Annotated in this window: 25 protein-coding genes; 12 read left to right on the top strand and 13 right to left on the bottom strand. The window is 70.3% G+C overall.

Translation table 11 applies throughout. The features are described 5' to 3' along the window. The first annotated feature begins 5 nt into the window (after positions 1-5). Positions 6-1,112, top strand: coding sequence for a GAF domain-containing sensor histidine kinase (locus ACZ7CH_RS00340; RefSeq protein ID WP_360396984.1), 1,107 nt, complete (start codon positions 6-8; stop codon positions 1,110-1,112). Here the strand turns inward: ACZ7CH_RS00340 and ACZ7CH_RS00335 are convergent. Then, positions 1,090-1,707 (bottom strand): response regulator transcription factor, encoded by a 618-nt coding sequence (locus tag ACZ7CH_RS00335; RefSeq protein ID WP_360397105.1) that lies wholly within the window; start codon positions 1,705-1,707, stop codon positions 1,090-1,092. The two genes, ACZ7CH_RS00340 and ACZ7CH_RS00335, sit on opposite strands and share 23 nt — an antisense overlap. A gap of 166 nt (positions 1,708-1,873) precedes the next feature. Between ACZ7CH_RS00335 and ACZ7CH_RS00330 the strand changes: the two genes are divergently transcribed. Further along, positions 1,874-2,263: a GNAT family N-acetyltransferase gene (locus ACZ7CH_RS00330; protein WP_360396983.1), complete on the top strand. Its 390-nt coding sequence runs from the start codon at positions 1,874-1,876 to the stop codon at positions 2,261-2,263. Positions 2,264-2,309: 46 nt separating this feature from the next. Here ACZ7CH_RS00330 and ACZ7CH_RS00325 read toward each other — a convergent pair whose 3' ends face one another. Then, entirely contained in the window at positions 2,310-2,828 is a 519-nt protein-coding gene (locus ACZ7CH_RS00325) for a macro domain-containing protein (protein ID WP_360397104.1), read from the bottom strand. A 135-nt stretch (positions 2,829-2,963) separates the two neighbouring features. On the opposite strand from ACZ7CH_RS00325, the gene pheA reads away from it, so the two are divergent. Together pheA and ACZ7CH_RS00315 are read left to right on the top strand one after the other, a co-directional pair. Beyond that, on the top strand, positions 2,964-3,854 hold the full coding sequence (gene pheA, locus ACZ7CH_RS00320) for a prephenate dehydratase (protein ID WP_360396982.1): 891 nt from the start codon (positions 2,964-2,966) through the stop codon (positions 3,852-3,854). Next, the gene (locus ACZ7CH_RS00315; RefSeq protein ID WP_360396981.1) at positions 3,851-4,447 is read left to right on the top strand and encodes a histidine phosphatase family protein; all 597 of its coding nucleotides are present in this window, start codon (positions 3,851-3,853) and stop codon (positions 4,445-4,447) included. The genes pheA and ACZ7CH_RS00315 overlap by 4 nt, the downstream gene beginning before the upstream one ends. Positions 4,448-4,472: 25 nt before the next feature. Here the strand turns inward: ACZ7CH_RS00315 and ACZ7CH_RS00310 are convergent, their stop codons facing one another. Together ACZ7CH_RS00310 and ACZ7CH_RS00305 are read right to left on the bottom strand one after the other, a co-directional pair. Further along, the gene (locus ACZ7CH_RS00310; protein WP_360396980.1) at positions 4,473-4,823 is read right to left on the bottom strand and encodes a metallopeptidase family protein; all 351 of its coding nucleotides are present in this window, start codon (positions 4,821-4,823) and stop codon (positions 4,473-4,475) included. Next, on the bottom strand, positions 4,820-5,902 hold the full coding sequence (locus tag ACZ7CH_RS00305) for a septum formation family protein (RefSeq protein WP_360396979.1): 1,083 nt from the start codon (positions 5,900-5,902) through the stop codon (positions 4,820-4,822). The genes ACZ7CH_RS00310 and ACZ7CH_RS00305 overlap by 4 nt, the downstream gene beginning before the upstream one ends. Before the next feature lie 141 nt (positions 5,903-6,043). Here ACZ7CH_RS00305 and ACZ7CH_RS00300 point away from each other — a divergent pair, with 141 nt between their 5' ends. From ACZ7CH_RS00300 to serS, 4 genes are all read left to right on the top strand, one after another. Next, positions 6,044-6,709, top strand: a complete 666-nt coding sequence (locus ACZ7CH_RS00300; protein ID WP_360396978.1) for a hypothetical protein — start codon at positions 6,044-6,046, stop codon at positions 6,707-6,709. A gap of 3 nt (positions 6,710-6,712) precedes the next feature. Next, complete coding sequence (locus ACZ7CH_RS00295) at positions 6,713-7,876, top strand: glutathionylspermidine synthase family protein (RefSeq protein WP_470372869.1); 1,164 nt, start codon at positions 6,713-6,715, stop codon at positions 7,874-7,876. 23 nt (positions 7,877-7,899) lie between these two features. Beyond that, on the top strand, positions 7,900-8,352 hold the full coding sequence (locus ACZ7CH_RS00290; protein ID WP_360397103.1) for a DUF350 domain-containing protein: 453 nt from the start codon (positions 7,900-7,902) through the stop codon (positions 8,350-8,352). Between the two features lie 141 nt (positions 8,353-8,493). After that, a complete protein-coding gene (gene serS / locus ACZ7CH_RS00285; protein WP_470372868.1) occupies positions 8,494-9,750 on the top strand; it encodes a serine--tRNA ligase in 1,257 nt (418 codons plus the stop codon). Here serS and ACZ7CH_RS00280 read toward each other — a convergent pair. Beyond that, entirely contained in the window at positions 9,747-10,619 is an 873-nt protein-coding gene (locus tag ACZ7CH_RS00280; protein WP_360396975.1) for an LLM class flavin-dependent oxidoreductase, read from the bottom strand. The genes serS and ACZ7CH_RS00280 overlap by 4 nt on opposite strands. A 60-nt stretch (positions 10,620-10,679) precedes the next feature. Here ACZ7CH_RS00280 and ACZ7CH_RS00275 point away from each other — a divergent pair, with 60 nt between their 5' ends. Then, positions 10,680-11,483: an HAD family hydrolase gene (locus ACZ7CH_RS00275; protein WP_360396974.1), complete on the top strand. Its 804-nt coding sequence runs from the start codon at positions 10,680-10,682 to the stop codon at positions 11,481-11,483. 17 nt (positions 11,484-11,500) lie between these two features. Further along, positions 11,501-12,433, top strand: coding sequence for an NAD-dependent epimerase/dehydratase family protein (locus ACZ7CH_RS00270; protein ID WP_360396973.1), 933 nt, complete (start codon positions 11,501-11,503; stop codon positions 12,431-12,433). Positions 12,434-12,475: 42 nt separating this feature from the next. Here the strand turns inward: ACZ7CH_RS00270 and lhgO are convergent, their stop codons facing one another. Beyond that, positions 12,476-13,663, bottom strand: a complete 1,188-nt coding sequence (gene lhgO, locus ACZ7CH_RS00265; RefSeq protein ID WP_360396972.1) for an L-2-hydroxyglutarate oxidase — start codon at positions 13,661-13,663, stop codon at positions 12,476-12,478. Positions 13,664-13,869: 206 nt separating this feature from the next. Between lhgO and ACZ7CH_RS00260 the strand changes: the two genes are divergently transcribed. Continuing rightward, the gene (locus tag ACZ7CH_RS00260) at positions 13,870-16,515 is read left to right on the top strand and encodes an HAD family hydrolase (protein ID WP_360396971.1); all 2,646 of its coding nucleotides are present in this window, start codon (positions 13,870-13,872) and stop codon (positions 16,513-16,515) included. Then, complete coding sequence (locus ACZ7CH_RS00255) at positions 16,515-17,600, top strand: class I SAM-dependent methyltransferase (protein WP_360397102.1); 1,086 nt, start codon at positions 16,515-16,517, stop codon at positions 17,598-17,600. The genes ACZ7CH_RS00260 and ACZ7CH_RS00255 overlap by 1 nt, the downstream gene beginning before the upstream one ends. 74 nt (positions 17,601-17,674) lie before the next feature. Here the strand turns inward: ACZ7CH_RS00255 and ACZ7CH_RS00250 are convergent, their stop codons facing one another. Genes ACZ7CH_RS00250 through ACZ7CH_RS00220 form a run of 7 tightly spaced genes read right to left on the bottom strand, consistent with a single transcriptional unit; the run spans position 17,675 to position 25,128 of the window. Next, positions 17,675-19,165, bottom strand: a complete 1,491-nt coding sequence (locus tag ACZ7CH_RS00250; RefSeq protein WP_470372867.1) for a DUF2142 domain-containing protein — start codon at positions 19,163-19,165, stop codon at positions 17,675-17,677. After that, complete coding sequence (locus tag ACZ7CH_RS00245; RefSeq protein WP_360396969.1) at positions 19,149-20,666, bottom strand: DUF2142 domain-containing protein; 1,518 nt, start codon at positions 20,664-20,666, stop codon at positions 19,149-19,151. Before ACZ7CH_RS00245 ends, ACZ7CH_RS00250 begins: the two co-directional genes overlap by 17 nt. Next, positions 20,663-21,250: an acyltransferase gene (locus tag ACZ7CH_RS00240; RefSeq protein WP_360396968.1), complete on the bottom strand. Its 588-nt coding sequence runs from the start codon at positions 21,248-21,250 to the stop codon at positions 20,663-20,665. Before ACZ7CH_RS00240 ends, ACZ7CH_RS00245 begins: the two co-directional genes overlap by 4 nt. Then, a complete protein-coding gene (locus ACZ7CH_RS00235; protein ID WP_360396967.1) occupies positions 21,247-22,338 on the bottom strand; it encodes a DegT/DnrJ/EryC1/StrS family aminotransferase in 1,092 nt (363 codons plus the stop codon). Before ACZ7CH_RS00235 ends, ACZ7CH_RS00240 begins: the two co-directional genes overlap by 4 nt. Further along, positions 22,335-23,027: an acetyltransferase gene (locus tag ACZ7CH_RS00230; RefSeq protein ID WP_360396966.1), complete on the bottom strand. Its 693-nt coding sequence runs from the start codon at positions 23,025-23,027 to the stop codon at positions 22,335-22,337. The genes ACZ7CH_RS00235 and ACZ7CH_RS00230 overlap by 4 nt, the downstream gene beginning before the upstream one ends. Beyond that, positions 23,024-24,157: a DegT/DnrJ/EryC1/StrS family aminotransferase gene (locus ACZ7CH_RS00225; protein WP_360396965.1), complete on the bottom strand. Its 1,134-nt coding sequence runs from the start codon at positions 24,155-24,157 to the stop codon at positions 23,024-23,026. The genes ACZ7CH_RS00230 and ACZ7CH_RS00225 overlap by 4 nt, the downstream gene beginning before the upstream one ends. Beyond that, positions 24,157-25,128 (bottom strand): SDR family NAD(P)-dependent oxidoreductase, encoded by a 972-nt coding sequence (locus ACZ7CH_RS00220; protein ID WP_458429755.1) that lies wholly within the window; start codon positions 25,126-25,128, stop codon positions 24,157-24,159. The genes ACZ7CH_RS00225 and ACZ7CH_RS00220 overlap by 1 nt, the downstream gene beginning before the upstream one ends. Positions 25,129-25,139 lie beyond the last annotated feature (11 nt).

Raw genomic sequence — 25,139 nt, 5'->3', positions numbered from 1 at the left:
GGACCATGGACCCCTCCCTGGCGCGGCGCGTGCTCGTCGCGTCCACCGAGATCACGTCGGCGGCGCTGGAAGACCCCGAGAACGTGCTGCGGCTCGTGGTCGAGGCCGCTGCGGAGATCGCGGACGCCGACCTCGGCCTCGCCATGCTCGCCACGCCCGACGACGACGGCACGCTCACCGTCGAGGCGTCCAGCGGTGAACCGGTCGTCGCGACCCTGAGCCCGCGCAGCGCCGCAGCAAAGGCCGCCCGCACCGGCGTCCCGGTGATGGCCGGCGACGTGACGAACGACCCGCGCACTGCCCCGTACGTGCCGCACGCGCTGCGCAGCTACGGCCCGTTCGCGGTGGCCCCGTTCGGCACGTCCGACCGCAAGATCGGCGCCCTCGCGGTCTACCGCAGGCGCGACAAGCCGGCGTTCACGCAGGAGACGGTGGACGTGCTGAGCGCGTTCGCCGCCCAGGCAGGGCTCGCGGTCGTGCTCGCGGAGGGCTTCACCGCACGCCAGCGGGTCGCCGTCTACGAGGAGCGCGAACGCATCGCCCGCGACCTGCACGACGTGATCATCCAGCGCCTCTACGGCGCCGGCGTGCAGCTCAGCCTGCTGGAACGCCGGCTGGGCAAGAAGCTCGACAACACCGACCGGACCCGCATCAACGAGGCCGTCGACCTGGTCGACGAGACGATCGCCGAGGTCCGCGCGACCGTCCGCAAGCTGCGCAACACCGACCCCGCCGACTCCACCGACCTGCTCGACTCGGTCAACGCCGAGGTCCGCACGGCCGGTGAGCTGCTCGGGTTCGGCCCGCGCCTGCACGTGGCCGGCGACCTGGCGAACGTGCCGCGCAGGCTCGCCGACGACACCCGAGCGGCCCTGCGGGAGGCGTTGTCGAACGTCGTGCGGCACTCAGGTGCCACGAACGTCCAGATCGACGTACGGCGCGATGAGAAGCATCTGCTGCTGCGGGTCGCGGACAACGGATGCGGCATCCCGTCCGGCGTGACTCAACGCGGACTGCGGCACCTCGCGGAACGGGCCAAGTCCGCGAGCGGCGATTTCCGCGTCGTGAGTTCACCGAACGGGACGACGCTCACCTGGTCCGTCCCCGTTTAGCCACCCATGCGGCGGCTTGCGTACGCCGTTCCATCCCGAGTTTGGCGAGCACGGACGTCACGTAGTTCTTCACGGTCTTCTCCGCGAGGAACAACCTTTCACCGATTTGGCGGTTTGTCAGACCCTCACCGATCAGTTCCAGCACCCGTTGTTCCTGGTCGGTGAGTCCGACCGGAGCCGGATTCCGCATCCGGTCGAGGACGCGCGCCGTCGTGGCCGGGTCCAGAAGGGACCGTCCAGCCGCGACCTCGCGCACCGCGGTGACGACGTCCTGGCCCCGCACCTGCTTGAGCAGATATCCCGACGCACCCGCCATGATCGCGCCGACCAGCGCCTCCTCGTCGTCGAAGGCGGTCAGCACGAGGCAGCGGACGCCCAGGTCCCGCAGCGTCCGGCACAGGTCCACACCACTGCCGTCGGGCAGCTGAACGTCCACGACGGCCACGTCGGGCGAAGTCCTCTGGGCCCGCGTCACCGCCTCGTCCACGGAACCGGCCTCGGCGATGACGGAGATGTCCTCCTCGTCGTCGAGCATCTCGCGCAGTCCTCTGCGCACTACTTCGTGATCGTCAACCAACAAAACGCGCACTGGCACGAATCCACCGTACGTCGAATGGGTGTTCCTGAGCGTCACTCGGATTGAGACAGTTCTTGGCATGGCAGAAGGCTCAGTACGACCGATCGAGGAAGCAGATCGCATAGTCGTCGCTCGGTTGGTGCTTGAGCTATGGGGAGCGCACACCTCCGTCGCGCACGGAGAGGTGTTCTTCCCGGCGAGTCTGCCGGGCTTCCTCGTGGAGAAGCAGGGCCACGTGCTCGGCCTGCTGACCTACGCGGTGGCGAACCACCAGCTGGAGATCGTCACGATCGACGCGCTGCGCAGGGGCCGCGGCGTCGGCACCGCGCTCGTCGACGCCGCGGTCCGCCAGGCGCGCACGCTCGGGTGCAACCGCGTGCGCCTGACGACCACCAACGACAACCTGGACGCGTTGCGCTTCTACCAGCGCCGCGGGTTCAAGATGACGGCGTTGCGGCCCGACGCGGTCCGCGAGGCGCGCAAGCTCAAACCGGAGATCCCCACCGTCGGCGACTTCGGCATCCCCATGACGGACGAGCTCGACCTGGAACGATGGGTCGCACCCCGCCAGTAGTCCACAGGTGTCCACAACTCTGTCCACAGGGTTGTGCACAAGTGGACTACACGCGCAGCGGGTTGAACGCCTCGTCCCACGCGGCGGCGACCTGACGCGCGCACGTGGTCGGCGCGACGCCTCCCACCCCGGTGCCCAGACCCGGCATCGCGATGGTGTGGACGGCGTCGCGCACCGGCGTGCCGTCCTCCAGCCTGCCCTCGAGCCAGAGCCGCAGGACGGCGCGGGCGGCCAGGTAGGGGTGGACGGTGTCGTTCGGCAGCAGCTCGCCCGGCATGCGCATGGTCGGCGCGCTGATCAGCCACGCCGGCTCGGTCTCGCCGGTCGCCACGATCTGCGCGTCACCGACCGGGAGCTCACCGCCGTGCAACGCGAGCACGGCGCTGCGGACGTTGTTCTCGACCATCGGGAACGCCTGCGCGTAGACCGCGTCGATGCCGCCGCGCATCCAGCCCTGCGAGTTCGCCGGGCTGACCACGGCCTGCGCGTGGATGTCCAGCACGGACCCGCGGTGCACCCGCACACCGCTCCGCCCGGCAGCCACGGCGAGCCAGGCGTTCGCCATCGGTTCGTCGACCGCGCACAACACGAGTTCTGGCGCTAGAGCGGGCACGCCCCAAGCATTCCAGTTCGCACGGCCCCGGCGGAACCCAGGTTCGGCCGCTGACACAGGCGTGATCCTCACCTCTACTGTGAGCGGGTGCCTCGCATTGCGTACTTCGGACCACAGGGGACCTTCACCGAGCAGGCAGCGCTCCGGTTCGGCTCCGACCTCGTCCCGGTCGACACGATCCCGCTCGCCGTCGCGGCGGTCCGGTCCGGCGACACCGAGTTCGCGTGCGTCCCGATCGAGAACTCCGTCGAGGGCGCCGTCCCCGCGACGCTGGACGTCCTGATCCGCGACACGCCCGTGGTCGCCGTCGCCGAGACCGTGCTCGACGTCCGGTTCAGCGTCCTGGTCCGGCCCGGCACCACGTCGATCTCGACCGTTGCCTCGCACCCGCACGCGCTGGCCCAGACCCGTGAGTGGATCGCCGCCAACCTGCCCGGCGCCACCTCGATCGCCACCTCCTCGACCGCCGCCGCGGCCGCCGCCGTGGAACGCGGCGAGTTCGACGCCGCCGTCACCGCCCCCGTGGCGATCAACCACTACGGGCTCGAAGAGCACGCGGTCGACGTGCTCGACGTGGCCGACGCGCGCACCCGGTTCCTGCTGCTGCGCCAGCCGGGTGAGCTGCCGCAGCCGACCGGTGCCGACCGCACCAGCGTCGTCGTGACCACGCCGAACCGCGTCGGCGTGCTGTCCGAGCTGCTCACCGAGATCGCGTTGCGTGGGATCAATCTCACCGGCCTCGAATCGCGTCCCACGAAGGGCAAACTGGGGACGTACCGCTTCTACATCGACGTCGAGGGGCACATCGCAGAACCGAGGATCGGTGACGCGCTGGCCGCGCTGCACCGGCACTCGCACGAGATCCGGTTCCTGGGGTCCTTCCCGAAGGCCGACCGGGAACCCGTGACCGCTCACAACGACGAGTTCGCCGCGGCAGCCTCCTGGGTCGATGCTGTCAGAAAGGGCGAGCGCGGGTGAGGTTGCTGCTGGTCAGGCACGGCGAGACGGCGTCGAACATCGAGCGGAGGCTGGACACGGCCATGCCCGGCCCCCCGCTCACCGAACTGGGCCACAAACAGGCCCGCGAACTGGCCGACTCGCTCGCCGGCGAGGACATCACCGCCGTCTACGCGAGCATCGGCCTGCGTGCCCAGCAGACCGCCGCCCCCACCGCCGAACGCTTCGGTCTGCCCGTCCAGGTCCTGGAGGGCATCGAGGAGATCCAGGTCGGGTCCCTGGAGGGCCGCAACGACACCGAGGCCTACCGGACCTACCTGGAGACCGTCGTGAAGTGGGCGGAGGGCGCCCTCGACGTGGCCTTCCCCGGTGGAGGTGAGACCGGGCAGCAGGTGCTGGACCGGTTCCTCGGCGCCATCAGGTCGATCCACCGCGACACCGGCACCGTCATGGTCGTGACCCACGGCGGCGCCGGCCGCATGGGCGCACTGGCACTCGCCGACAACGTGCCGGTGGAACTGGCGGAGAACCTGCTGCCGAACACCGGCGTGGTGGTGCTGGAGCGCGACGGCGACGGCTGGCTGTGCCGCTCGTGGGCAGGCGTGGACGTCTAGCCCCCTTGCTCCACGAGCAGGGGGGTCAGCCCCAGCCCAGCTCGTGGAGCTTTGCGTCGTCCACGCCGAAGTGGTGCGCGATCTCGTGGACCACGGTGACGATCACTTCCTCGACCACGTCGTCCTCGGTGGTGCAGATGTCGAGGATCGCCTCGCGGTAGATGAAGATGTGGTCGGGCAGGGTGCCGCCGTAGTCGGTGTTCCGCTCGGTCAGCGCGATGCCCTGGTAGAGGCCGAGCAGCGACGGCTCGTCCGGGTTGCGGTCCTCGACCAGCACGACCACGTTGTTCATGGCGTGCAGGAAGTCGGGTGGGACCAGGTCCAGCGCCTCCTCGACGAGCTCGTCGAACCGGGCGCGCGTCATCTCCACAGTCATCGGTTCTCGGTTGTCGTCGTCGTGGTGGGCTGGCTGCTGGACGGCTTGTCGGGCTTGCCGGACTCGGACGGTTCCGCGCTGCCGGACGGCTGGCCCGACTGGGAGTGCAGCGGGGCACCGGTGGGCTCGTCCTGCGGCTTGACCGAGGTGGTCTGCGGCGGGTTCGAGGTGGTCAGCGGGGCGCCGTTGGGGTTGCGGACGCTGCCCTTCCAGGCGACGAGCTTCTCGCCCTCGGGGACGGCACCGATCTTGCAGTTGGCCTTGCGGGAGCCGACGGCCCAGCTCTCCTGGGCGCGGACGTCCCACGTGACGAGCAGGCCCTTGGCCTTCAGGTCGGCGCCACCGGTGTACTCGACGGCGATCGCGGCACACTGCTCGGACATCACGGCGTCCTGCTTCTCGGGCGCCAGGTACTCGCCCTCGGGGTGCGCGAAGACACCGATGATCTCGAACGCGTGCGGCTGGGCGCACTCGATCGGGTCGCCGACCGTGTTGTTCTCACCGAGCGCGACGCACACGCCGGGGTCGTACACGTTCGACTGGTCCTGGGTCTTCGCGCTGCCGAACGAGGGCAGCGGCGCGCCGGAGGGTGCGGTGACCTGAAGGCCGCAGCGCAGCTGGCGGTCGCCGTTCTTCCAGCGGTTCTCGTCCGGGTTGAGCGAGCTCACGCCGTACTTGCCCTTGGGGTCGAGCTTGCCGGACATGTAAGTCGTCGCCGCCTGCGCGCAGTTGTCCTGGGCGATCTTCTCCCACGCCTCGGGCGTCGGGAACGGCGCTTCCTTCGGGTAGCCGGCCGCGATGTCGGCCGTGCCGGTCACCTCGAACCTGTGCGCGGCGGTGCAGTCGACCTTCTGCGCGTCGGACAGGTCGGTCTTCGCCCAGTTCAGGCAGTCGCCCGCCACGGCCTGGTAGGCCGCGTTCACCAGCTCGCGCTTGGTGGTCAGCGGGCCTCCTGCCAGCACGGACGTGAACGCGGACACCATCAGCAGGCCGAACGCGCCCACGAACGCGCCCAGCATCACCAGCCGCGTGTCGCGGATGTGACCTGATCGACTCAACCAACCGGCGCTCGGAGACATCTCATCCATGATGCCTGTGCTGTGTGAGACGGCTGTCGGCCGGGTTGGACCAAAGGGGGCGAGTGTTGCTATTAGGACACTCGTCACCTGATTGGCCGTCAAATGGTCGTATCGCTAGGTACCTTGCCCGCGGGAGTGGTGATGACTGACAACAACCAGCAGGGGATGCCGCCTCAGGGGCCTCCCGGCCAGCCGCAAGAGCCGCAACAGCCGGCGCCGTACCAGCAGCTGCCGCCGCAGGTGCCGGTGCCGCAGCCGGGACCGGCCCAGCCCCCCGCCCAGCAGAAGGGCAAGGGCCAGGTGCGCCAGCAGCAGGCCGGTGTGACCAAGGCGCGTCAGCCGTCGGTCGCGGAGCAGCGCGCCCGTGCCGCCGCGCAGAAGGCGCAGCAGGAGCGGTTCGCCGCCGAGTCCGCCGCGTTCGAGAAGCGCCGCAAGACCCGCAAACGCCTGCTCATCGGTGGTGGCGTCACGGTGGGTGTCGTCGCGCTGATCGCGATCTGGTACGCAGCCGCCAGCCCCAAGAACGTCACGGCGCAGTGCACCGACAAGAACAACGTCATCGTCGACGACGACTACTGCGACGAGAGCTACTACCGCAGCCACGGCGGGTACAGCAGCGGCGGGTTCATCTACATCGGCGGCAGCCAGTACCGCTACAACTACGGTGGTTCGGGCGCGGTCGGCCAGAAGGTGACCGGCGGCAGCTACACCATCCCCAAGGGTGCGAACGTGTCCACGAAGTCGGGCACGACCGTGCAGCGCGGCGGGTTCGGCGTCAGCAGCGGCAAGTCCAGCAGCGGGAGCTGACAGTTGCGTCGTGAAACCTCCTCACCGCGGCCGAACTGGCAGCGGACGGTCTCTGACCAGGGCCTCGTGTTCGGGCTGCCCGCGAAGTACGCCAACGGCTCCGACCGCCCGTACTGGGACGAGTCGGTGCACTACGTGTTCGAGATGAGCGAGATCCTCTCGCTCGAAGCCGACGTCGAGCTGCTCCACTCCATGTGCCTCGACGCGGTGGACAACGTGGTCACCACCGAGCGCTACCGCGACTTCGGCATCCCCGAATGGGTGTGGCCGCACATCGCCGAGTCGTGGCGGCGGCACGACCCGCACCTCTACGGCCGCTTCGACCTGCGCTACGACGGCTCCGGCCCGGCCAAGCTGCTGGAGTACAACGCCGACACGCCCACCTCGCTGCTCGAGGCCGCGATCATCCAGTGGAACTGGAAGACCGACGTGTTCGCCGACGACGACCAGTGGAACTCGCTGCACGAGCAGCTGGTCGAGCGCTGGTCCCAGATCGGCGCGAAGCTGCCCTCCAGTGAGGTCCACTTCACCTGGTCGGGCGCGGAACCGTCCGGCGAGGACCACCTCACCACCGCCTACCTCCAGGAGACGGCCGCGGAGGCCGGGCTGAACACCGTCGGGCTCGCGATCGAGGACCTGGGCTGGGACACGCTGCTCAACCGGTTCGTCGACCTCGAAGAGGCCCCGATGAACACCGTGGTCAAGCTCTACCCGTGGGAGTGGGTGGTCGAGGAGCAGTTCGGCCGCCACGCCGTCGAGTCGCTGCCCGCCACCCTGTGGATCGAGCCGCTGTGGAAGATGCTGCTCTCCAACAAGGCGCTGCTCGCGGTCCTGTGGGAGATGTACCCGGGCCACCCGAACCTGCTGCCCGCGTACCTGAACAACCCCGGCATGCTGACCGAGTACGTGCGCAAGCCGCTGCTCGGCCGTGAGGGGTCGAACATCCAGATCGTCGCGCCCGGCTACGAGACGCAGACCGGCGGCGTGTACGGCAAAGAAGGCTTCGTGTACCAGCTGTTCGACCCGCTTCCGGACTTCGACGGCTACCGCCCCGCGTTGGGAGCCTGGGTCGTCGGCGACACGTCGGCGGGACTGGGCATCCGGGAAACAGTCGGTCTGGTGACCGACGATGGCGCGGCGTTCGTGCCGCACCGCATTGTTGAGTGAACTCCGAAAGGGAACAGCACATGATCACGACGCAGCTCGCGTTGGACCCCGGCTTCGGCTCGGCCATCGGCCGGGGCATCGGCGCGATCGCGCTGTACGCCGTCGTCGGTCTGGTCCTCATGGTGTTCGGCTTCTACGCGATCGACTGGACGACCCCGGGCAAGCTGTCCACCCTCGTCCGCAACGGTGCACCGAACGCCGTCATCGTGACCGCCTCCGGTCTGCTGTCGATGGCCTTCATCGTGGTCGTCGCCATCACCAGCTCGGTCGGCAAGCTCGACGAGGGCCTCCTCTCGGCCCTGATCTACGGCTTCTTCGGCATCATCGTGCAGGTGGCCGCGGTCCGGCTGCTGGAGTGGATCACCCGCCTGGACATCGGCTCGATCATCGAGTCGGACCGGTTCGCCCCGGCCTCGGTCGTCGTCGCCTCCGCGCACCTGGCGCTCGGCCTCGTGGTGGCGGTCGCGATCAGCTGACCCACCTTTCCGCATCACGGAAGTCACGCAGGGGCCCCGCGTTCCCCCAGGGGGAACGCGGGGCCCCCGCGTGCCCGGTCGGTGGGCGGGTGGGCGGAACTCGGTGAGGGGCGTGGTACGGGCTGGTCTACCCTTCTCAGGGTGATTGACCTCAAGGTGTTGCGCGAGAACCCGGAGATCGTGCGCGCTTCGCAGCGTGCCCGCGGCGAGGACGAAGGTGTCGTCGACGCCCTGCTGTCCGCTGACGAGCGCCGGCGTTCCGCGATCTCCCGCGCGGACACCCTGCGCGCCGAGCAGAAGGTGCTCGGCAAGGAGGTCGGCAAGGCCAAGGGCGACGACAAGACCGCGTTGCTGGTGAAGGCCAAGGACCTCTCGAACGAGGTGAAGGCCGCCGAGGCCGAGCAGCACGCCACCGCGGCCGAGGTCGACGAGCTGCTGACCAAGATCCCGAACCTGGTGCACCCGGACGCCCCGGTCGGCGGCGAGGACGACTTCGTGGTCCTCAAGACCGTCGGCGAGCCCCGCGAGTTCGACTTCGAGCCGGTCGACCACCTCGACCTGGGCACGAAGCTGGGCGCGATCGACATGGAGCGCGGCGCCAAGGTCGGCGGGTCGCGGTTTTACTTCCTCACCGGGGTGGGGGCGCAGCTGGAGCTCGCGCTGCTGAACATGGCGGCGGCGCAGGCGACGGCGAACGGCTTCACGTTGATGATCACGCCCACGCTGGTGCGGCCGGAGATCATGGCGGGCACCGGGTTCCTGGGCGCGCACTCCAGCGAGATCTACCACCTGCCGAACGACGACCTGTACCTGGTCGGCACGTCCGAGGTGCCGCTCGCGGGCTACCACGCCGACGAGATCCTCGACGGCGAGCGGCGCTACGCGGGCTGGTCGTCGTGCTACCGGCGCGAGGCCGGCTCGTACGGCAAGGACACCCGCGGCATCATCCGCGTGCACCAGTTCAACAAGGTCGAGATGTTCTCCTACGTCAAGCCGGAGGACGCCGAGGCGGAGCACGCCCGGCTGCTGGCGTGGGAGGAGGAGATGCTCGCCAAGATCGAGGTCCCCTACCGCGTCATCGACACGGCGACCGGCGACCTGGGCACCTCCGCGCACCGCAAGTTCGACTGCGAGGCGTGGGTGCCGACCCAGGGCAAGTACCGCGAGCTGACCTCGACGTCGAACTGCACCACGTTCCAGGCGCGCAGGCTGAACGTCCGCTACCGCGACGAGAACGGCAAGTCGCAGATCGCGGCCACGCTCAACGGCACGCTGGCGACCACGCGCTGGATCGTCGCGATCCTGGAGAACCACCAGAACGCCGACGGCTCGGTCACCGTGCCCGCGGCGCTGCGGCCGTTCATGGGCGGCGTCGAGAAGCTGGTCCCGAAGGGCTAACCGAGCGCGGGCAGCACGTCGGCGGCGACCTGTTCGACCACCGACTCGCTGCCCGCGTACACGCCGTCGTGCCGCGGCCAGTGCGACACCACGTCGGTGAAGCCCAGCTCGGCCGCGCGGCCGACGGCGTCGGTGAAGCACTGCACCGACGACAGCGAGTAGACCGGTGCCGAGTCGAGGTTGAGGTACCGGTCGACGCGCGTGCGGCGGCCGGTGCGCAGGATCGTCTCGTCGAACTGCGCGGCCATCCGCGCGACGCCGCGCCACCACTCCTCGTGGTCCTCGGCCGGCGGGCCCATCGTGACCCAGCCGGTGCCGAACCGCGCCGCCACCTCCATCGCCTTCGGCCCGTTCGCCGCCACCACGAACGGCAGCCGCGGCCGCTGCACGCAGCCGGGGAAGCCGCGGGCCTCCACGGCCTGGTAGTAGCGGCCGTCGTAGCTCACCTCGTCCTGCGACAGCAGCTGAGCGAGCAGCTCGACGAACTCGGTGAACCGCTCGGTGCGCTCCTTCGGCAACGGCGGCTTGCCGCCCAGCACCGTCGTGTCGTAGCCGGGGCCACCGGCGCCGACGCCGAGCGTGAACCGGCCGTCGGACACGTCGTCCACGGCCAGCAGCTCGCGGGCGAACGACACCGGGTGGCGGAAGTTCGGGCTGGCCACCAGCGTTCCCAGGCGAATCCGGGTCGTCACCATCGCGGCGGCGGTGAGCGTGGGGATGGAACCGAACCACGGTCCGTCGACGAGCGTGCGCCACCCGAGGTGGTCGTAGGTCCACGCGTGGTGGAAGCCGTACTCCTCGGCGGCCCTCCACTTGGGCTCGGCAATCCACCAGCGGTGCTCGGGAAGGATCACTATGCCTGTGCGCACACCCGTACCGTAACGACCTGTTCTGCCGCCGGACGAACCACACCAGGCAACATGGTGGACGTGGAACAACCTCTGCTGGTCGCGACCGACATCGACGGAACCCTGCTCACGCCCACCGACGAGGTGTCACCCCGCACCGCGGCGGTGGTCGGCCGGGTGATCGCGGCGAAGGTGCCCTTCGTCCTCGTCACGGGCCGTCCGCCGCGCTGGATCCCCACGCCGGCCGCCAAGGCGGGCACGACGGGTCTCGCAGTCTGCGCGAACGGCGCCGCCCTCTACGACATCGCCGCCGACCGCGTCCTGTGGCGCAGGGGCCTCGACCCGGTCCTGCTCAGCGACATCGCGAGCACGCTGGACCGCGTCCTGCCCGGCTGCGCGCTCGCCGTCGAACGCCTCGGCGAGACCGCGGCCGACTCCGACTTCGTCGCCGAGCACGGCTACGAGCACGCCTGGCCGGAGGGACCGTCCGAGGACGTCCACCGCGCCCGCGTGCTCGGGTTCGACGCCGTCAAGATGCTGGTCAGGCACACCGGCATGACCAGCGCCGCGATGGTCGAGGCGTGCGAGGGCCTGGTCACCGACCACGTCGACGTGACGTTCTCCACGAACAACGGGCTGATCGAGCTGTCCGCCAAGGGCGTCACGAAGGCCACCGGTCTCGCCGACGCCGCCGAGCGCTTCGGCGTCCCCGCGAGCGCCGTGGTGGCGTTCGGCGACATGCCCAACGACATCCCGATGCTGCAGTGGGCGGGGCACGGCGTGGCGATGGCCAACGCGCACCCGTCGGCCCTGGAAGCGGCGGACGAGGTCACCGCTCCGAACTCGGAGGACGGCATCGCCCTGGTCCTCGAGCGCTGGTTCTGACCTCGTAGGCTGGCGCCATGCGTGCTCTCGTGACCGGCGGTGCCGGGTTCATCGGCTCCACCCTCGTCGACCGCCTCCTGCGCGACGGCCACACCGTCCACGTCGTCGACGACCTGCGGCGGGGCAAGCGCACGGCGCCCGAGGCCCACGCCGAGCGCTACTCGTTCACGCAGCTCGACGTCACCTCGCCGGAGCTGGCCGACGTGGTCGCGGCGGCCGCTCCCGAGGTCGTCTACCACCTGGCCGCGCAGATCGACGTGCGCGTGAGCGTCGAGCGGCCGCTGGACGACGCGACCCAGAACGTCCTGGGCACCGTGAACCTCGCGGAGGCCGCCCGCCGCGCCGGCGTGCGCAAGGTCTGCTTCGCCTCCTCCGGTGGCTCGATCTACGGCACCCCGGACGTGCTCCCGGTGTCCGAGGCCGTGCCGATCAACCCGAAGTCGCCCTACGCGGCGTCGAAGGTCTCCGGCGAGGTGTACCTCAACACCTACCGCCAGCTCTACGGCCTGGAGTGCACCCACCTGGCGCTGGCCAACGTCTACGGTCCCCGCCAGGACCCGCACGGCGAGGCGGGCGTGATCGCGATCTTCGCCAACGCCCTGCTCGCCGGGAAGCCGACCAAGGTCTTCGGCGACGGCGGCAACACCCGCGACTACGTCTACGTCGAGGACGTCGTCTCGGCGTTCGTCGCCGCGTCCGGTGAGGCCGGCGGCGGGCAGCGCTACAACATCGGCACCGGCCACCAGGTGTCCGACCGCGAGCTGCACACGCTCGTCGCGAAGGCGGCGGGTGCCGCGGACGACCCGGAGCACGCCCCGGCCCGCCTCGGCGACCTGCGCGCCTCCGCGCTCGACGCGAGTGCCGCGGAGCGCGACCTCGGCTGGACCCCGGAGGTCGACATCGCGACGGGCGTGTCCCGCACGGTCGACTACTTCCGCGCTCAGCTCTGAGCGACCGGCCGGGCCTGGCGGAAGGTCAGGCCCGGCCGCCCGTCAGGCCTGGGCGACCGCCTGGTCGGCCACGTACCGGGCGATCTCCAGCGACGACGTCGCCGCCGGCGAGGGCGCGTTCAGCACGTGCACCTGGGCCGGTGCCGTCTCGATGAGGAAGTCGTCGACCAGCGAGCCGTCCGGCAGCATCGCCTGCGCCCGCACGCCGGCCTCGGACCTGACCAGGTCCGACTCCTGCACCGCCGGCACGAGCCGGGCCAGCGAGGCGGCGAACCGCTTCTTCGAGAACGACCGCAGCACCTCCTCGGCCCCGGTCTTCGCGAACTTGCGGGCGAGCTTCCAGATGCCGGGGAACCGGGCCACGTCCCAGAGGTCGGCGGGCGAGATCTGGGTCCACCGGTAGCCCTCGCGGCGCAGCGCGAGCACGGCGTTGGGGCCCGCGTGCACGGAACCGTCGAGCATGCGGGTGAGGTGCACGCCGAGGAACGGCAGCGTCGGGTCCGGCACCGGGTAGATGAGGCCCTTGACCAGGTGGCGCGCCTGCGGGGCGAGCTCGTAGTACTCGCCGCGGAACGGCACGATCGTCGCGCGCGGCTCCAGGCCGGCGAGGCGGGCGACGCGGTCGGACTGCAGACCGGCACAGTTGACCAGCAGGTCGGCGCGCAGCACCTCGGTGCCGGTGGCGACCTCGACCCCGCCGGTGCGGCCGGGGCGGATGCCCAGCGCGGGCGTGAACAGGCGCAGGTCGGCGCCGGCCGCGTTCAGCGACCGGACCAGAGCGCCGCAGATGCCGGGGAAGTCGATGATGCCGGTGCTCTCCACGCGCAGGGCGGCCACGCAGGAGACCTCGGGCTCGTAGTCGCGCGCCTCGGCGGGGGAGATCAGCTTGGCGGGCACGCCGTTCGCCTCCGCGCGCTCCGCGAGCACGTTCAGCGCGGGCAGCTCGTCGGGGGAGGTGGCGACGACGAGCTTGCCGCACACCTCGTGCGCCACCCCGTTGGCGCGGGCGAAGTCGATGATCGAGCGGTTGCCCGCCACGCTCATGCGCGCCTTGAAGGAGCCGGGCTTGTAGTACAGCCCCGCGTGCACCACGTTGGAGTTGTGGCCGCTCTGGTGGGCCGCCCAGTGGCCCTCCTTCTCCAGAACCGTTACCCGGTAACCCCTGCTGACCAGCTCGTTCGCCGTTGCCAGACCGAGGATGCCGCCACCGATCACGATCGCGTGCCGCAAGACGTCTCCCTCATTCACCTCGTGGACCGCACGCCCGCTCCGGTGGACCGCGCGTACGGCCGACAAGGATACGTCCGGCCGGGATCGGCGCGGTCGGCCCCGGTATGGTGACGGCCGCTGTGTCATCTGGGCAGCACGCAGAAACTCCGTGGTATGAGCCATTCGCCGGTGCGGTGTCACCGCGGTGGGGAAAAGGGGGCACCGCGATGACTCAGGTCGCGGCAGCACGACGTCATCCGCTGTTGGAGGACGTGCACAGGATCATCGAGGACCGGTCGTGCTCCGTCCTCTCGTTCGACATCTTCGACACGATCCTGTGGCGGCGCGTGCCCCGGCCCGCGGACGTGTTCGGCATCCTCGGCGCCCGCCTGCGCGCCGCGGGGCTCGCGCCGGAGTGGGTGACCGACGCCACGTTCCGCCGGATGCGCGTGGTCGCGGAGGACAAGGCGCGCAACGGCCGCGAGGCGCTGGGCACCGAGGTCTCGCTGTTCGACATCTGGCGCGCGATGCCGTCGAACGTGTTCCCCCGCGAGCGCCTCGACGAGCTGGTGAAGGCCGAGATCGAGACCGAGCGCGAGTACACGGTCGTCGACCTCGACATGGCCGAGGTGGTGAAGAGCGCGCTCAAGCACGACGTGCAGGTCATCTTCGTCTCCGACACCTACTTCACCGAGGAGCACCTCAACTACCTGCTCGACCGCCCCGAGCTGGGCAGCCTGAAGGACGTCAAGATCTTCCGCTCGCACCAGCACGGGCTGGACAAGGCGAGCGGGCTGTTCGAGATCGTGCTCAAGGAGATCGGCAAGGAGCCGGAGCAGGTCGTGCACATCGGCGACAACGTGGTCGCCGACATCGAGGTGCCCGGCGAGATGGGCGTGCGGACCGTGCTGTTCCGCCGCCTCGACGACGAGCTGACGAACGTGCTGGAGCGCGAGAACGACACGGTCGAGCACTTCGGCCCGTACGCGCCGCACTTCGACGCCGTCGAGGGCGACTTCGGCATCACCAGCCTGCGCGCCAAGACGATCCAGGCCGGCCGGCACCAGTCCAACTCGGCCGTCGACACCGCGTGGCGGTACGGCGCCTCGGTGTTCGGCCCCGTCCTCACCGGCTTCGCCGAGTGGGTGGCGTGGAAGGCGCACACGGCGGGCAAGAAGGTCCTCTGGTGCCCGATGCGCGAGGGCGAGCTGCTCTCCGAGCTCGTCAACAACGCGGCGAGGGCCCGCGGCTGGGACGTCACGGCCAAGCCGATCTGGCTGTCCCGCCACGTCACGTCGATCGCGGGTGTCACGGAGTTCGACACCGACTCGATCCACGAGTTCATCCGGCGCAGCTACCAGCTGAACGTGCGCCAGGTGCTGTCGACGATGGGGCTGCGCGCGGGCGACGTGCCGAGCCTCGCCGGCGACCTGAACACGGTCATCGACAACGGCGGCATCGCGGAGCGGGTCAGCATCGCGCTGACCGAGACCCCGCACATCCAGAACCGCCTCAAGGGCAACCTCACCGCCGCCCGCGAGCGGCTGATGCTCTCGCTGCGCAAGGCGGGCGCGCTGGACGGCGACGACATCACCCTCGTCGACCTCGGCTGGGGCGGCACGATCCAGTACATGCTGGCCAAGGCGTTGAAGGCGGCGGGCAGCGACATCGTCCCGGCCGGTCTCTACATCGCCACGGACCACCGCGCCGCCCGCGCGTACCTCGCAGGGCTCCAGGTCGAGGGCTACCTCGCCCAGGCCGGTCACCCCGAGGACACCTGCGCCACCATCGTGCGCAGCCCCGAGGTGTTCGAGCAGTGCGTCAACTCGATCTGCGGCTCGCTCATCGGGTTCACCGAGGACGGTGCGCCGGTGCTCGGCCCGGTCTCCGAGTCGACCTCGCAGAACAACGAGCGCAGGGCCGTGCAGGACGGCATCAAGGCGTTCCAGGCGCAGTGGAACCGCTACGTCACCCACTCCGACGGCCGGTGGGCGGACCTCACCACCTCCCCGGCGGCGAAGGACCGGCTCGCCAACATCCTCGTGTCGGCCCTCAAGGCGCCGACGCCGGAGGAGGCGGCCGTGTTCGGCAACTGGGCGCACGAGGACAACTTCGGTTCCTCGGTCGTCACCAGGATCGTGCCGGAGGACCTGAAGGCCGTGCTGCCGTACCTCTCGCCGGCCGACCTCGACGACCTGCACATGCGCGACTCGTTCTGGCCGGCCCTGCTCGCCGCGTCCGACACCGGTCTCGGTGCGGCCGCGCGCGGTCTCGCCACCGGCCGGATCGAGCCGTCGGTCTTCGAGTCGAGCGGTGAGCCGATGGAGACGGCGCTGTACTACCGCACCGCCGAGGACAAGTGGCGTGAGGCCGGGCGCAAGCGCGTGCGGATCAACCACAACGGCCTGTCGTTCGCCCGGCTGCGGTTCGAGCACCACGACACCATCGACCTCTCCCTCGCACTGCCCGGACGTCCCGCGATCGTGCGGGTCGACTGGATCGAGGCCGAGGTCGTCGCCGCGGGCGGCCGCAAGGTCACCGTCCGCTGGGAGGGCCACGACGACTTCGCCGGCATGAGCTACCGCGAGTGCCGCTGGCTCGGCGCGAACATGGTCGAGTTCGACAACGAGCACTCCGCGCTGATCCTGCCGATCGCGCAGCGCGCCGGCGGCTGGGTGTCGTCGGGCCAGGTCACCGTCGGGTTCGCGGTGCTGCCGCAGTCCATCTCGCACCTCTCCCCGCACCTGCCGACCGCGAAGAAGCTCGCGCGGGTGTCCGGTCGCCTCAAGCAGGAGTACAGGACTCGCGGTCCGGCTGGACTCGCGGCAAGCGCGGCGCGGATCGCGATCCGCAAGCTGGGAGGTAACACGTGATGCTCGACCCGGCGATGACCGGCGACAGAACCGATCCCCACGCCCAGGCGAGGACCGCGCGGCAGCAGCCCTTCCTGCTGCACTCGATGTCCGTCTTCCACGAGATGTTCAAGATCCTCTTCACCTACAAGAAGATCGAGAGCGTCCTCGAGGTCGGTGTCGAGTCCGGTCAGGTCAGCTCGATCTACACCGAGCTGGGTGCGTCGAAGGTCTACTGCATCGACCCGTACCCGACGGCGGAGCTGCGCGAGACGCTCGCGAAGAACCCGAAGCTCGAGCTCGTCGAACGGCCGTCGCCGCAGGTGCTGGCCGAGCTGCCGGCCGCCGACCTGTACGTGCTGGACGGCGACCACAACTACGCCGTGCTGCACGGCGAGCTGACGTACCTGCTCAAGAACACGCCGGACGCGGTCATCGCGCTGCACGACGTGCTGTGGCCCTGGTCGCGCCGCGACCTGTACTACGAGCCGTCGCTGCTGTCCGGTGACGCCAAGCACGAGGTGTCACTCGTCGACGGACCGACGATCTGGCACGACGAGCTCACGCCCGCCGGTTTCGTCGGGCACGGCTCGTACAGCGTCGCCGTCGAGGCGGGCGGCGAGCGCAACGGCGTGCTGACCGCGATCGAGGACGCCATCGCGGAGGCCGACGAGGACTGGCTGTTCGTCATCGTGCCCGCCGTGTTCGGCATGGGCGTGATGGTGCGCAAGGACGCCCCGTTCGCCAAGAAGCTGCTCGACGCGCTCAAGCCGTACACGTCGTCGAAGCTGCTCGCGATGATGGAGAACAACCGCGTCGCCATGTACACGCGCGTGCTGCAGCTGCAGTACGAGGCGGTGGCCGCCGCGGAGAACCACGACCGCTTCGCCGAGGAGGTGGCCCGGCAGCGCGTGGAGATCGAGCGGCTGCACGGCGAGCTCGCACGGCGGAACCACGAGCTCGGGGTGCTCCGCACGCAGAACGCGGAGCTGCAGCGCCACCTGCGCGACCCCGACCTGGCGGGGGAACCCAACATCGGCACCGTGCTGCACCAGCTCAGCCGCGTCGCCGGCAAGCAGATCCGCAAGGCGCGCAACGGGTCCTGACCGGACTCAAGACGAGAGGCCCTCCCGGCGCTGTGCCGGGAGGGCCTCTTCGCGTTGTCAGGCCCGCGGTTGCGTCAGACGGACGTCGTCACCTGCTCCGGTTCGGACTGGACGTGCACCCGCTCCGGAACCCTCGACGCCCACCAGTAGGCGGCGAAGAGCACACCGGCCCCCACCACCCCCAGCACGATCGGCAGCACCGAACCCAGCGGCGGCGTCCACTCGCCCTCGAGCGGGTTGAGCGACTTCAGCCCCGACTGCCAGCGCGTCATCGCGTACAGCAGGCACGCCACGTGGACCGGCAGCGTCAGCACCGCGAACAACCGCGTCATCGTCCGCATGTGCCGGGCGGTGAAACCGTGCCGCACCAGCACGTACGCGGCGAGCATCGGCAACGCCACCGCGACGGTGAGGAAGTACCTGCCCTGGTTGAAGAACCAGATCCGGTTGGCGCTCAGCACCTCCAGCGCGAGCAACGGCACGAACGCGCCGAACGCCAGCGCTCCCAGCCGCCACCGCTCGACCCGGTCGCCGAGTGCGAAAGCGGCCAGCAGCGGCAGCCCGACCACCATGATCCACACGATGTAGACGAGGCGGGGCATCTCCAGCTCGGCCCAGCCGGGCACGGAGATCATCTGGTAGACGTTGTTCGGCCACGCGTGGACGAACGCGTGCTTCAGCACCATCGCGAGCGTCTGCTTGCGGTCCCACCCGGTCGGGTCGGCCGGCTTGACGACCAGCGTCCACGCGAGCGACGCGACGGTCGCCAGCACGACGAGGACCGACCAGCGCTTCACCGACGCCGACCGCCACAGCTCGCGCAACCGGTCCTTCGAGGACGGCAGCAGCACCACACCGAAGATCACGCACAGCCACATGGCACCCGTGAACTTCGGCGTCACGAGCACGGCCGCCGAGATCCCCGCCAGCGCCACGGCCGCGCGGTTCACCCCGGCCCGCTGCTCGTGCACCAGGGCCAGCAGGCTCGCGAACAGCGCCGCACCGGCGGCGATCTCCACGCCCTGCGGGTTCACCGCACCGGCGAGGTGCGCGACCATCGGCGTGGTCGCCGCGACGACACCGGCGAGGAGCGCCCGGTGCCGCGTCCACCGCACCGCGGCCACCACCGTGCCGGCGAGCAGCGCAGCCACGGCGGCACCGGTCAGCAGGCGGGTGAGCATGATCCCGGTCCAGTTCGGCCACGGCAGCAGCGGCCAGCCCGTCACCGCGTAGTAGACCGGGTTGTACCGCGCCGCGGTCGTGTCGAGCTCCCGCAGCGTCTCGTCACCACCGGGCTCCGGCTCGCAGTCGGCGGGCACCGTCGCCTTGGTGGGGAAGCAGAAACCGGGGTAGAGGCTGTCCGGCACGAGCTGCAGACCGCCGTTGATGTCCTGCTTGGCGATGATCTCGCCGCGCACGACCCCCGCCGCGCGCAGCACGTGCTGCGACTCGTCCGGCGGGCCGTTGTACGGCGTGGCGAACGCCCAGCCCGCGAACAGCGCGGCGAAGCCGACGAACGACACCAGCCACAGCCGCACTCCGGCACGTTCAGCTGTTGGCGGCACGGATCGGCTCCTTGACGGGTTCTTCGTCGGTCACGGGCTTCGGCTCGGCCGCCGCGGGAACCCGGGAGATCCGCCAGTGGACGACGAGCGTGATCGCGATCCCGGCCACGGCCAGCACGAGCGGCAGGACCGAGCCGTACGCCGGGGACCAGCTGCCCCGCAACGGGTTGATCGACGCGAGGCCCGACTGCCAGCGGGTCATCGTGTACGCGAGGCACACGAGGTGGATCGGCAGCAGGAACACCGCGAGCAGGCGGGCGATCCGGCCCATCTGCTCGTCGTTCAGCGCCCTGCGGGAGATGACCCACGCCCCGAGCATCGGCAGCGCGATCGCTCCCGGCAGGAAGTAGCGGCCCTGGTTGAACCAGCCGATCTGGTTGGCGCTCAGCAGCTCCAGCACGAGCAGCGGTGCGAACGTGCCGAAGAACAGGAAGAGCAGCCGCCACCGGTCGGTGCGGTTGCCGACGACGAGACCGCCGAGCACGAGCAGTCCGGCCGCCATGAACCAGGCGACGTAGACCAGCCGCGGCATCAGCGTCTCGTTCCAGCCGGTCACCGCGACCATCTGGTAGGCGATGTTCGGCCACAGGTCGGCGATCACGAACTTCGCCATGTAGCCGAACGTCCAGCCGTGGTCGTAGCCCGACGGGTCCGCCGGCTTCACCAGCACGGTCCAGGAGAGGCCGAGTGCCGTCGCGAACGCCACGAACACCGACCAGCGCTTGACCGTCGCCGACCGCCAGAGCTCGCGCAACCGGTCCTTCGAGGACGGCACCAGCGCGACGAGCATGATGCCGACCAGCCACATGATGCCGGTGAACCGCGGCACCACGAGCACGGCGGCGGAGATGCCCGCCAGCGCGACCGCGGCCCGGTTGACGCCCGCACCGGCCTTCTCGGCCTGCACCAGCGCCATCATCGAGGCGAACAGCGCCGCGCCCGCCGGGATCTCCAGGCTCTGCGGGTTCACCGAGCCGTAGACGTGGAACACCATCGGGGTGGCCCCGACGATCAGACCGGCGGCCATCGCCCTGCTGCGGTTCCAGCGCGCCGCCGCCACGACCGTGCTCGCGAGCAGCGCGGAGGCGATGGCGCTGGTGACGAGCCGGCTCAGCACGACACCGGTCCAGTTCGGCCAGAACGCGAGCGGCCAGGCGGCGACCACGTAGTAGGCCGGGTTGTTGCGCCCGGCCGGCGTGGACTCCTCGTGCAGCGCCTCACCCTCGGAGGGGTAGCGCGCGTGCAGGCAGTCCGCCGGCACGGTGACCTGCTGCTGGAAGCACCAGTTGACCAGCAGGCTCGCCGGGACGTCCTGGACCGCACCGGCCGCGTCCTGCTCGGCGATGACCTGGCCCTCGAAGATGCCCGCGGCACGCACGGTGTGCCGCGACTCGTCCGCCGGCCCCTCGTAGGGTGCCGCGATCGCCCACGACGCGCTCAGCAGGAAGAACCCGAGGAACGCGAACAGCCAGAGCCGGGCGGACGACCGGGACACGGTCACGGTGCGCTCTCAGTCACGGCAACGGCTGCCAGGCCCTCGGTCTCGGAGATCAACCGGTGCCGGGTGCCGTCCTGCGGACAGGTCAGGTCCTCGTCCAGGCGGGTGGCGCACCGGCACACCCAGCCCTTCTGCACGGCCGGGTTGCCGACGACGAACGCGTGCGCGGGCACGTCGCGGGCGACCACGGCACCGGCACCGACGAAGGCGTTCTCGCCGATCACCGTGCCGCACACCACGACCGCGTTCGCGCCGATCGTCGCGCCCGACCTCACCAGGGTCGGCAGCAGCGCGTCCGAACCCAGCTTCTGGTGCGCGCGCGGGCGCATGTCGTTGGTGAACACCGCGTTCGGCCCGAGGAACACGTCGTCCTCGCACGTCACGAGGTTGAACACGAGCACGTTGTTCTTCACCGTGACGTTGTTGCCCAGCACGGCCTCGTTCTCGACGAACGCGCCGTCGCAGATGTTGCAGTCGCGCCCGATGCGCGCGCCCTTGAGCACGTGCGCGAACGCCCACACCCGAGTGCCTTCCCCGACGGTCTCGCTCTCGCAGAGACCGTTGGGGTGGACGAAGACGCCGGTCACTTGACCGCCTCCGCGAGGACCTCGACCACGCGCTCCTGCTGCGCACGGGTCAGGCCCTGGTACATCGGCAGCGAGAGGATCTCGCCCGCGGTCTGCTCGGCGTTGGGGAACGAGCCGGCGGTCGCGAACGCCTCGGTCTTGTGGATCGGGGTCGGGTAGTGGATCTGCGCACCGACGCCGTTGTCCTGGAGGTGCTTGAGCACCCGGTCGCGCTCGGCGACGCGGACGACGTAGAGGTGCCACACGTGCTCGTTGCCCTCAAGCGTCACCGGCGTCCGCACGCCCTCGACGCCCGCGAGCAGCTCGCCGTAGTACGCGGCCACCTCCTGGCGCATGACGTTCCACGCGTTGAGGCGCTTGAGCTTCGCGTGCAGCACGACGGCCTGCAGCGTGTCGAGGCGGCTGTTGAAGCCCAGGGTGCTGTGCACGTACTTGGTCGGCGAACCGTGCTGCGAGAGCAGGCGCACCTTCTGCGCGAGGTCGGCGTCCTGCGTGGTCACCGCACCGGCGTCGCCGTACGCGCCGAGGTTCTTGCCGGGGTAGAAGCTGGTGCCGGCGGCGTGGCCCACCGAGCCGGAGATGGCGCCGTTGCGCTTGGCACCCTGCGACTGCGCGGCGTCCTCGATCAGGAAGATGCCCTGCTCGTCGCACGCCGGCTTGAGCTCCTCCAGCGGCGCCATCTGGCCGTAGAGGTGCACCGGCAGGACGGCCTTGGTGCGCTCGGTGAACGCGGCGACCGCTGCCTTGGTGTCGATCAGGTAGGTGTCCGGGTCGCAGTCGACGAACACCGGGGTGGCGCCGGCGCGGGCCACGGCCTCGGCGGTCGCGATGAAGGAGTTGGCGGGCACGATGCACTCGTCACCGTGGCCGACGCCGACCGCGCGCAGGGCCAGCTCCAGCGCGTCGGTGCCGTTGCCGACGCCGACGGTGTGCGCGACACCGCTGTACTCGGAGTACGCCTTCTCGAACTCGGCGATCTGCGGCGCGCCGATGAACGCGGTGTTGGCCAGCACCTGCTCCCAGCCCGCGGCGACCTCGTCGGCGATCTCGGCGTGCTGGAACTTCAGGTCAACGGGAGGGATCTTCATCGCTTGTTCGTCCTCATGAGATCGTCGGACTGCGGGAGAACCCGCAGGCGGCGCGCGGGGGTACCCGCCCACACCTCGTACGGCGGAACGTCTTCGAGCACCACCGCGCCCATGCCGACCAGCGCGTGCTCGCCGACGGACAGGCCTTCCCTGACCAGCGCACCGCTGCCCAGGTAGGCGGCCTCACCCACGGTCACGCCGCCGGCCAGGGCGACCCTGGCCGCGAACGTGACGTGGTCGGAAATCTGGTCGTCGTGCGTGATGGTCACGTGCGGCATCACCACGACGTGCGCGCCGATCCGCTGCGGAGCGGTGACGGCGACGAACGCGAGCAGGACCGACCCGTGGCCGATCTCGACGCCGTGGGCGACGCTCGCGAGGGGGTGGACGACGGTGGCGTAGCGCTCGTCGGGCAGGCCGAGCCGGGCGGAGATCGTCCGCCGCGACGCCTGGTTGCGCGAGCTGGCCGTGCAGATCAGGACCTGCGCGTCGGGGTGCTCGTGGACCGTGTCGGCGCCACCGAGCACCGGCAGGCCGTCGACGAGCTCACCGTGCCGGGCCGGGTTGTCGTCCAGGAAGCCCAGCACCTCGAACGCCGGCGAGGCGGTGTTGAGCGCGCGGACCGCGCCCAACACCTCCCGAGCCAGTCCGCCCGCACCGACGAGCAGCAACGGGCGAGCCGCGGTCACCTCAGCGACTCCGCCAGTGCCGACACGACCTGGTCCTGCTCGGACTCGGTCATCTGGTGGAACAGCGGCAGGATCAGCGAGCGCCGGGTCAGGTGCTCGGTCACCGGCAGCTCGGCGCGCTCGGCCTCCTCGGCACCCGCGTAGGCGGGTTCGAGGTGCGCGGCCATGATGCCGCGGCGGCCGGAGATGCCCTTGCCGAGCAGGTCCGTGAGGACGTCCACGACGGACTTCTCCACCGAGTCCGGCAGCACGACCCAGAACGACTGGTAGTTCGTCGTGCCGTACTCCGGGTCGCTCACCCAGGTCAGGCCGTCGATCTCGGCGAGCATCTTGTGGTAGCGCTCGGCGAGCTCGCGGCGCTTCGCGATGACGCCGTCCAGCTTGGACAGCTGGATGATGCCGACGGCGGCCTGCATGTCGGTCATCCGGTAGTTGAACGCGAGCTCCTCGTACGCCTCCAGCTTGACGCTGCTGGTGGCGTGCCGGTCGGCCGCGGAGACGCTCATGCCGTGCTCGCGCAGCTTGCGCAGGCGGACGGCCAGGTCGGCGTCGTTGGTGGTGACCATGCCGCCCTCACCGGTGGTGAGGAGCTTGCGCGGGTGGAACGACCACGCGGCGAGGTTCGCCGACGCGCTGGCCGGACCGCCCTTGTACGTGGAGCCCGCCGCGCACGCGGAGTCGTGCACCAGCTGGACGCCGTGCTTGTCGCACACCGCCTGCACCGCGTCCACGTCGAACGGCATGCCGCCCTGGTGCACCGCGATGACCGCGCGCGTCCTGGGCGTGATGACCGCCTCGACCGTCTCGGCGGTGACGTTGCCCGTGGCCGGGTCGACGTCGCAGAACACCGGCGTCGCGCCGACGTAGCGCACGACGTTGGTGGTCGCGATGAACGAGAACGACGGGATGACGACCTCGTCGCCGGGGCCGAGGCCCAGCACGTGCATCGCCAGGTGCAGGCCGGTGGTGCAGTTCGAGACCGCGACACCGTGACCAGCGCCCTGGGCGAGCGCGAACTGCTTCTCGAACTCGGCGACCCGCGGGCCCTGGGCGACCCAGCCGGAGCGGACGACCTCCGCCGCGGCGAGCGCCTCCTCCTCACCGAGGAAGGGCTTGATAACCGGGATCATCAGACGTCGCCCTTCACGCTGCGCCACCACTGCACCAGCTCGACGAGACCGTCGTGCATGGAGATGGTGGGCTTCCAGCCCAGCTCGCGCTCGGCGGCCGAGATGTCCGCGAGCCGGCGCGGCACGGCGTTGACCGACCGCTCCGGACCGAACTCCAGGTCACCGGTCGCGCCCATGGCCTCCTGCAGCGCACGCGCGAGGTCGATGAGCGAGGTCTCGGTGGCCGAGGCGATGTTGTAAACGGTGTCGGTGACGTCCGCCTGCGCCGCCAGGATGTTCGCGCGCGCGATGTCCTTGACGTGCACGAAGTCCATCGTGGCCTTGCCGTCGCCGAGGATGAGCGGCGGCTGGCCGGCCTCGATGCGCTCCATCCAGCGGATGAGCACCTCGGTGTACTTGCCGTGCGCGTCCATCCGCGGGCCGTACACGTTGAAGTAGCGCAGCGCCACGTAGTCGAGGTCGTGCATCGCCTTGAAGCTGCGCAGCATGCCCTCGTTGAACGCCTTCGAAGCACCGTAGAAGGTGTCGTTGTTGTACGGGTGGTGGCGCTCGGTGGTGGGGAACTCCTCGGCCAGGCCGTAGACCGACGCCGTGGACGACGCGATGACCTTCTCGACGTTCGCCTCGACGGCCGCCTCGATGATGTTGAACGTGCCGTCGACCAGCACCTCCAGCGCCACGCGGGGCTCCGCGGCGCAGCGCGTGATGCGCAGCGCGGCGAGGTGGAAGACGGCGTCCGCGCCCGCGACGGTCTTCTTGACCAGCGGGATGTCGCGGATGTCGCCCTCGACGAGCTCGACCTTCTCCGGCGCCCGCTCGAGCGCCTCCGCGATGTTCTGCACACGGCCGCGGCTCAGGTCGTCGATGACGACGACCTTCGCGGCACCCGCGTCCAGCAACTGGTCGACCACGTGTGAGCCGATCGTGCCGGCACCGCCGGTGACCACGATCCGCCGGTCGGTCAACTCCATCTTCGGTGCTC

It is taken from the genome of Lentzea sp. NPDC037011, from assembly GCF_055607425.1.
The sequence above is the reverse complement of the archived record's forward strand: the minus strand, read 5'-3'. Positions and strand labels throughout refer to the sequence as shown.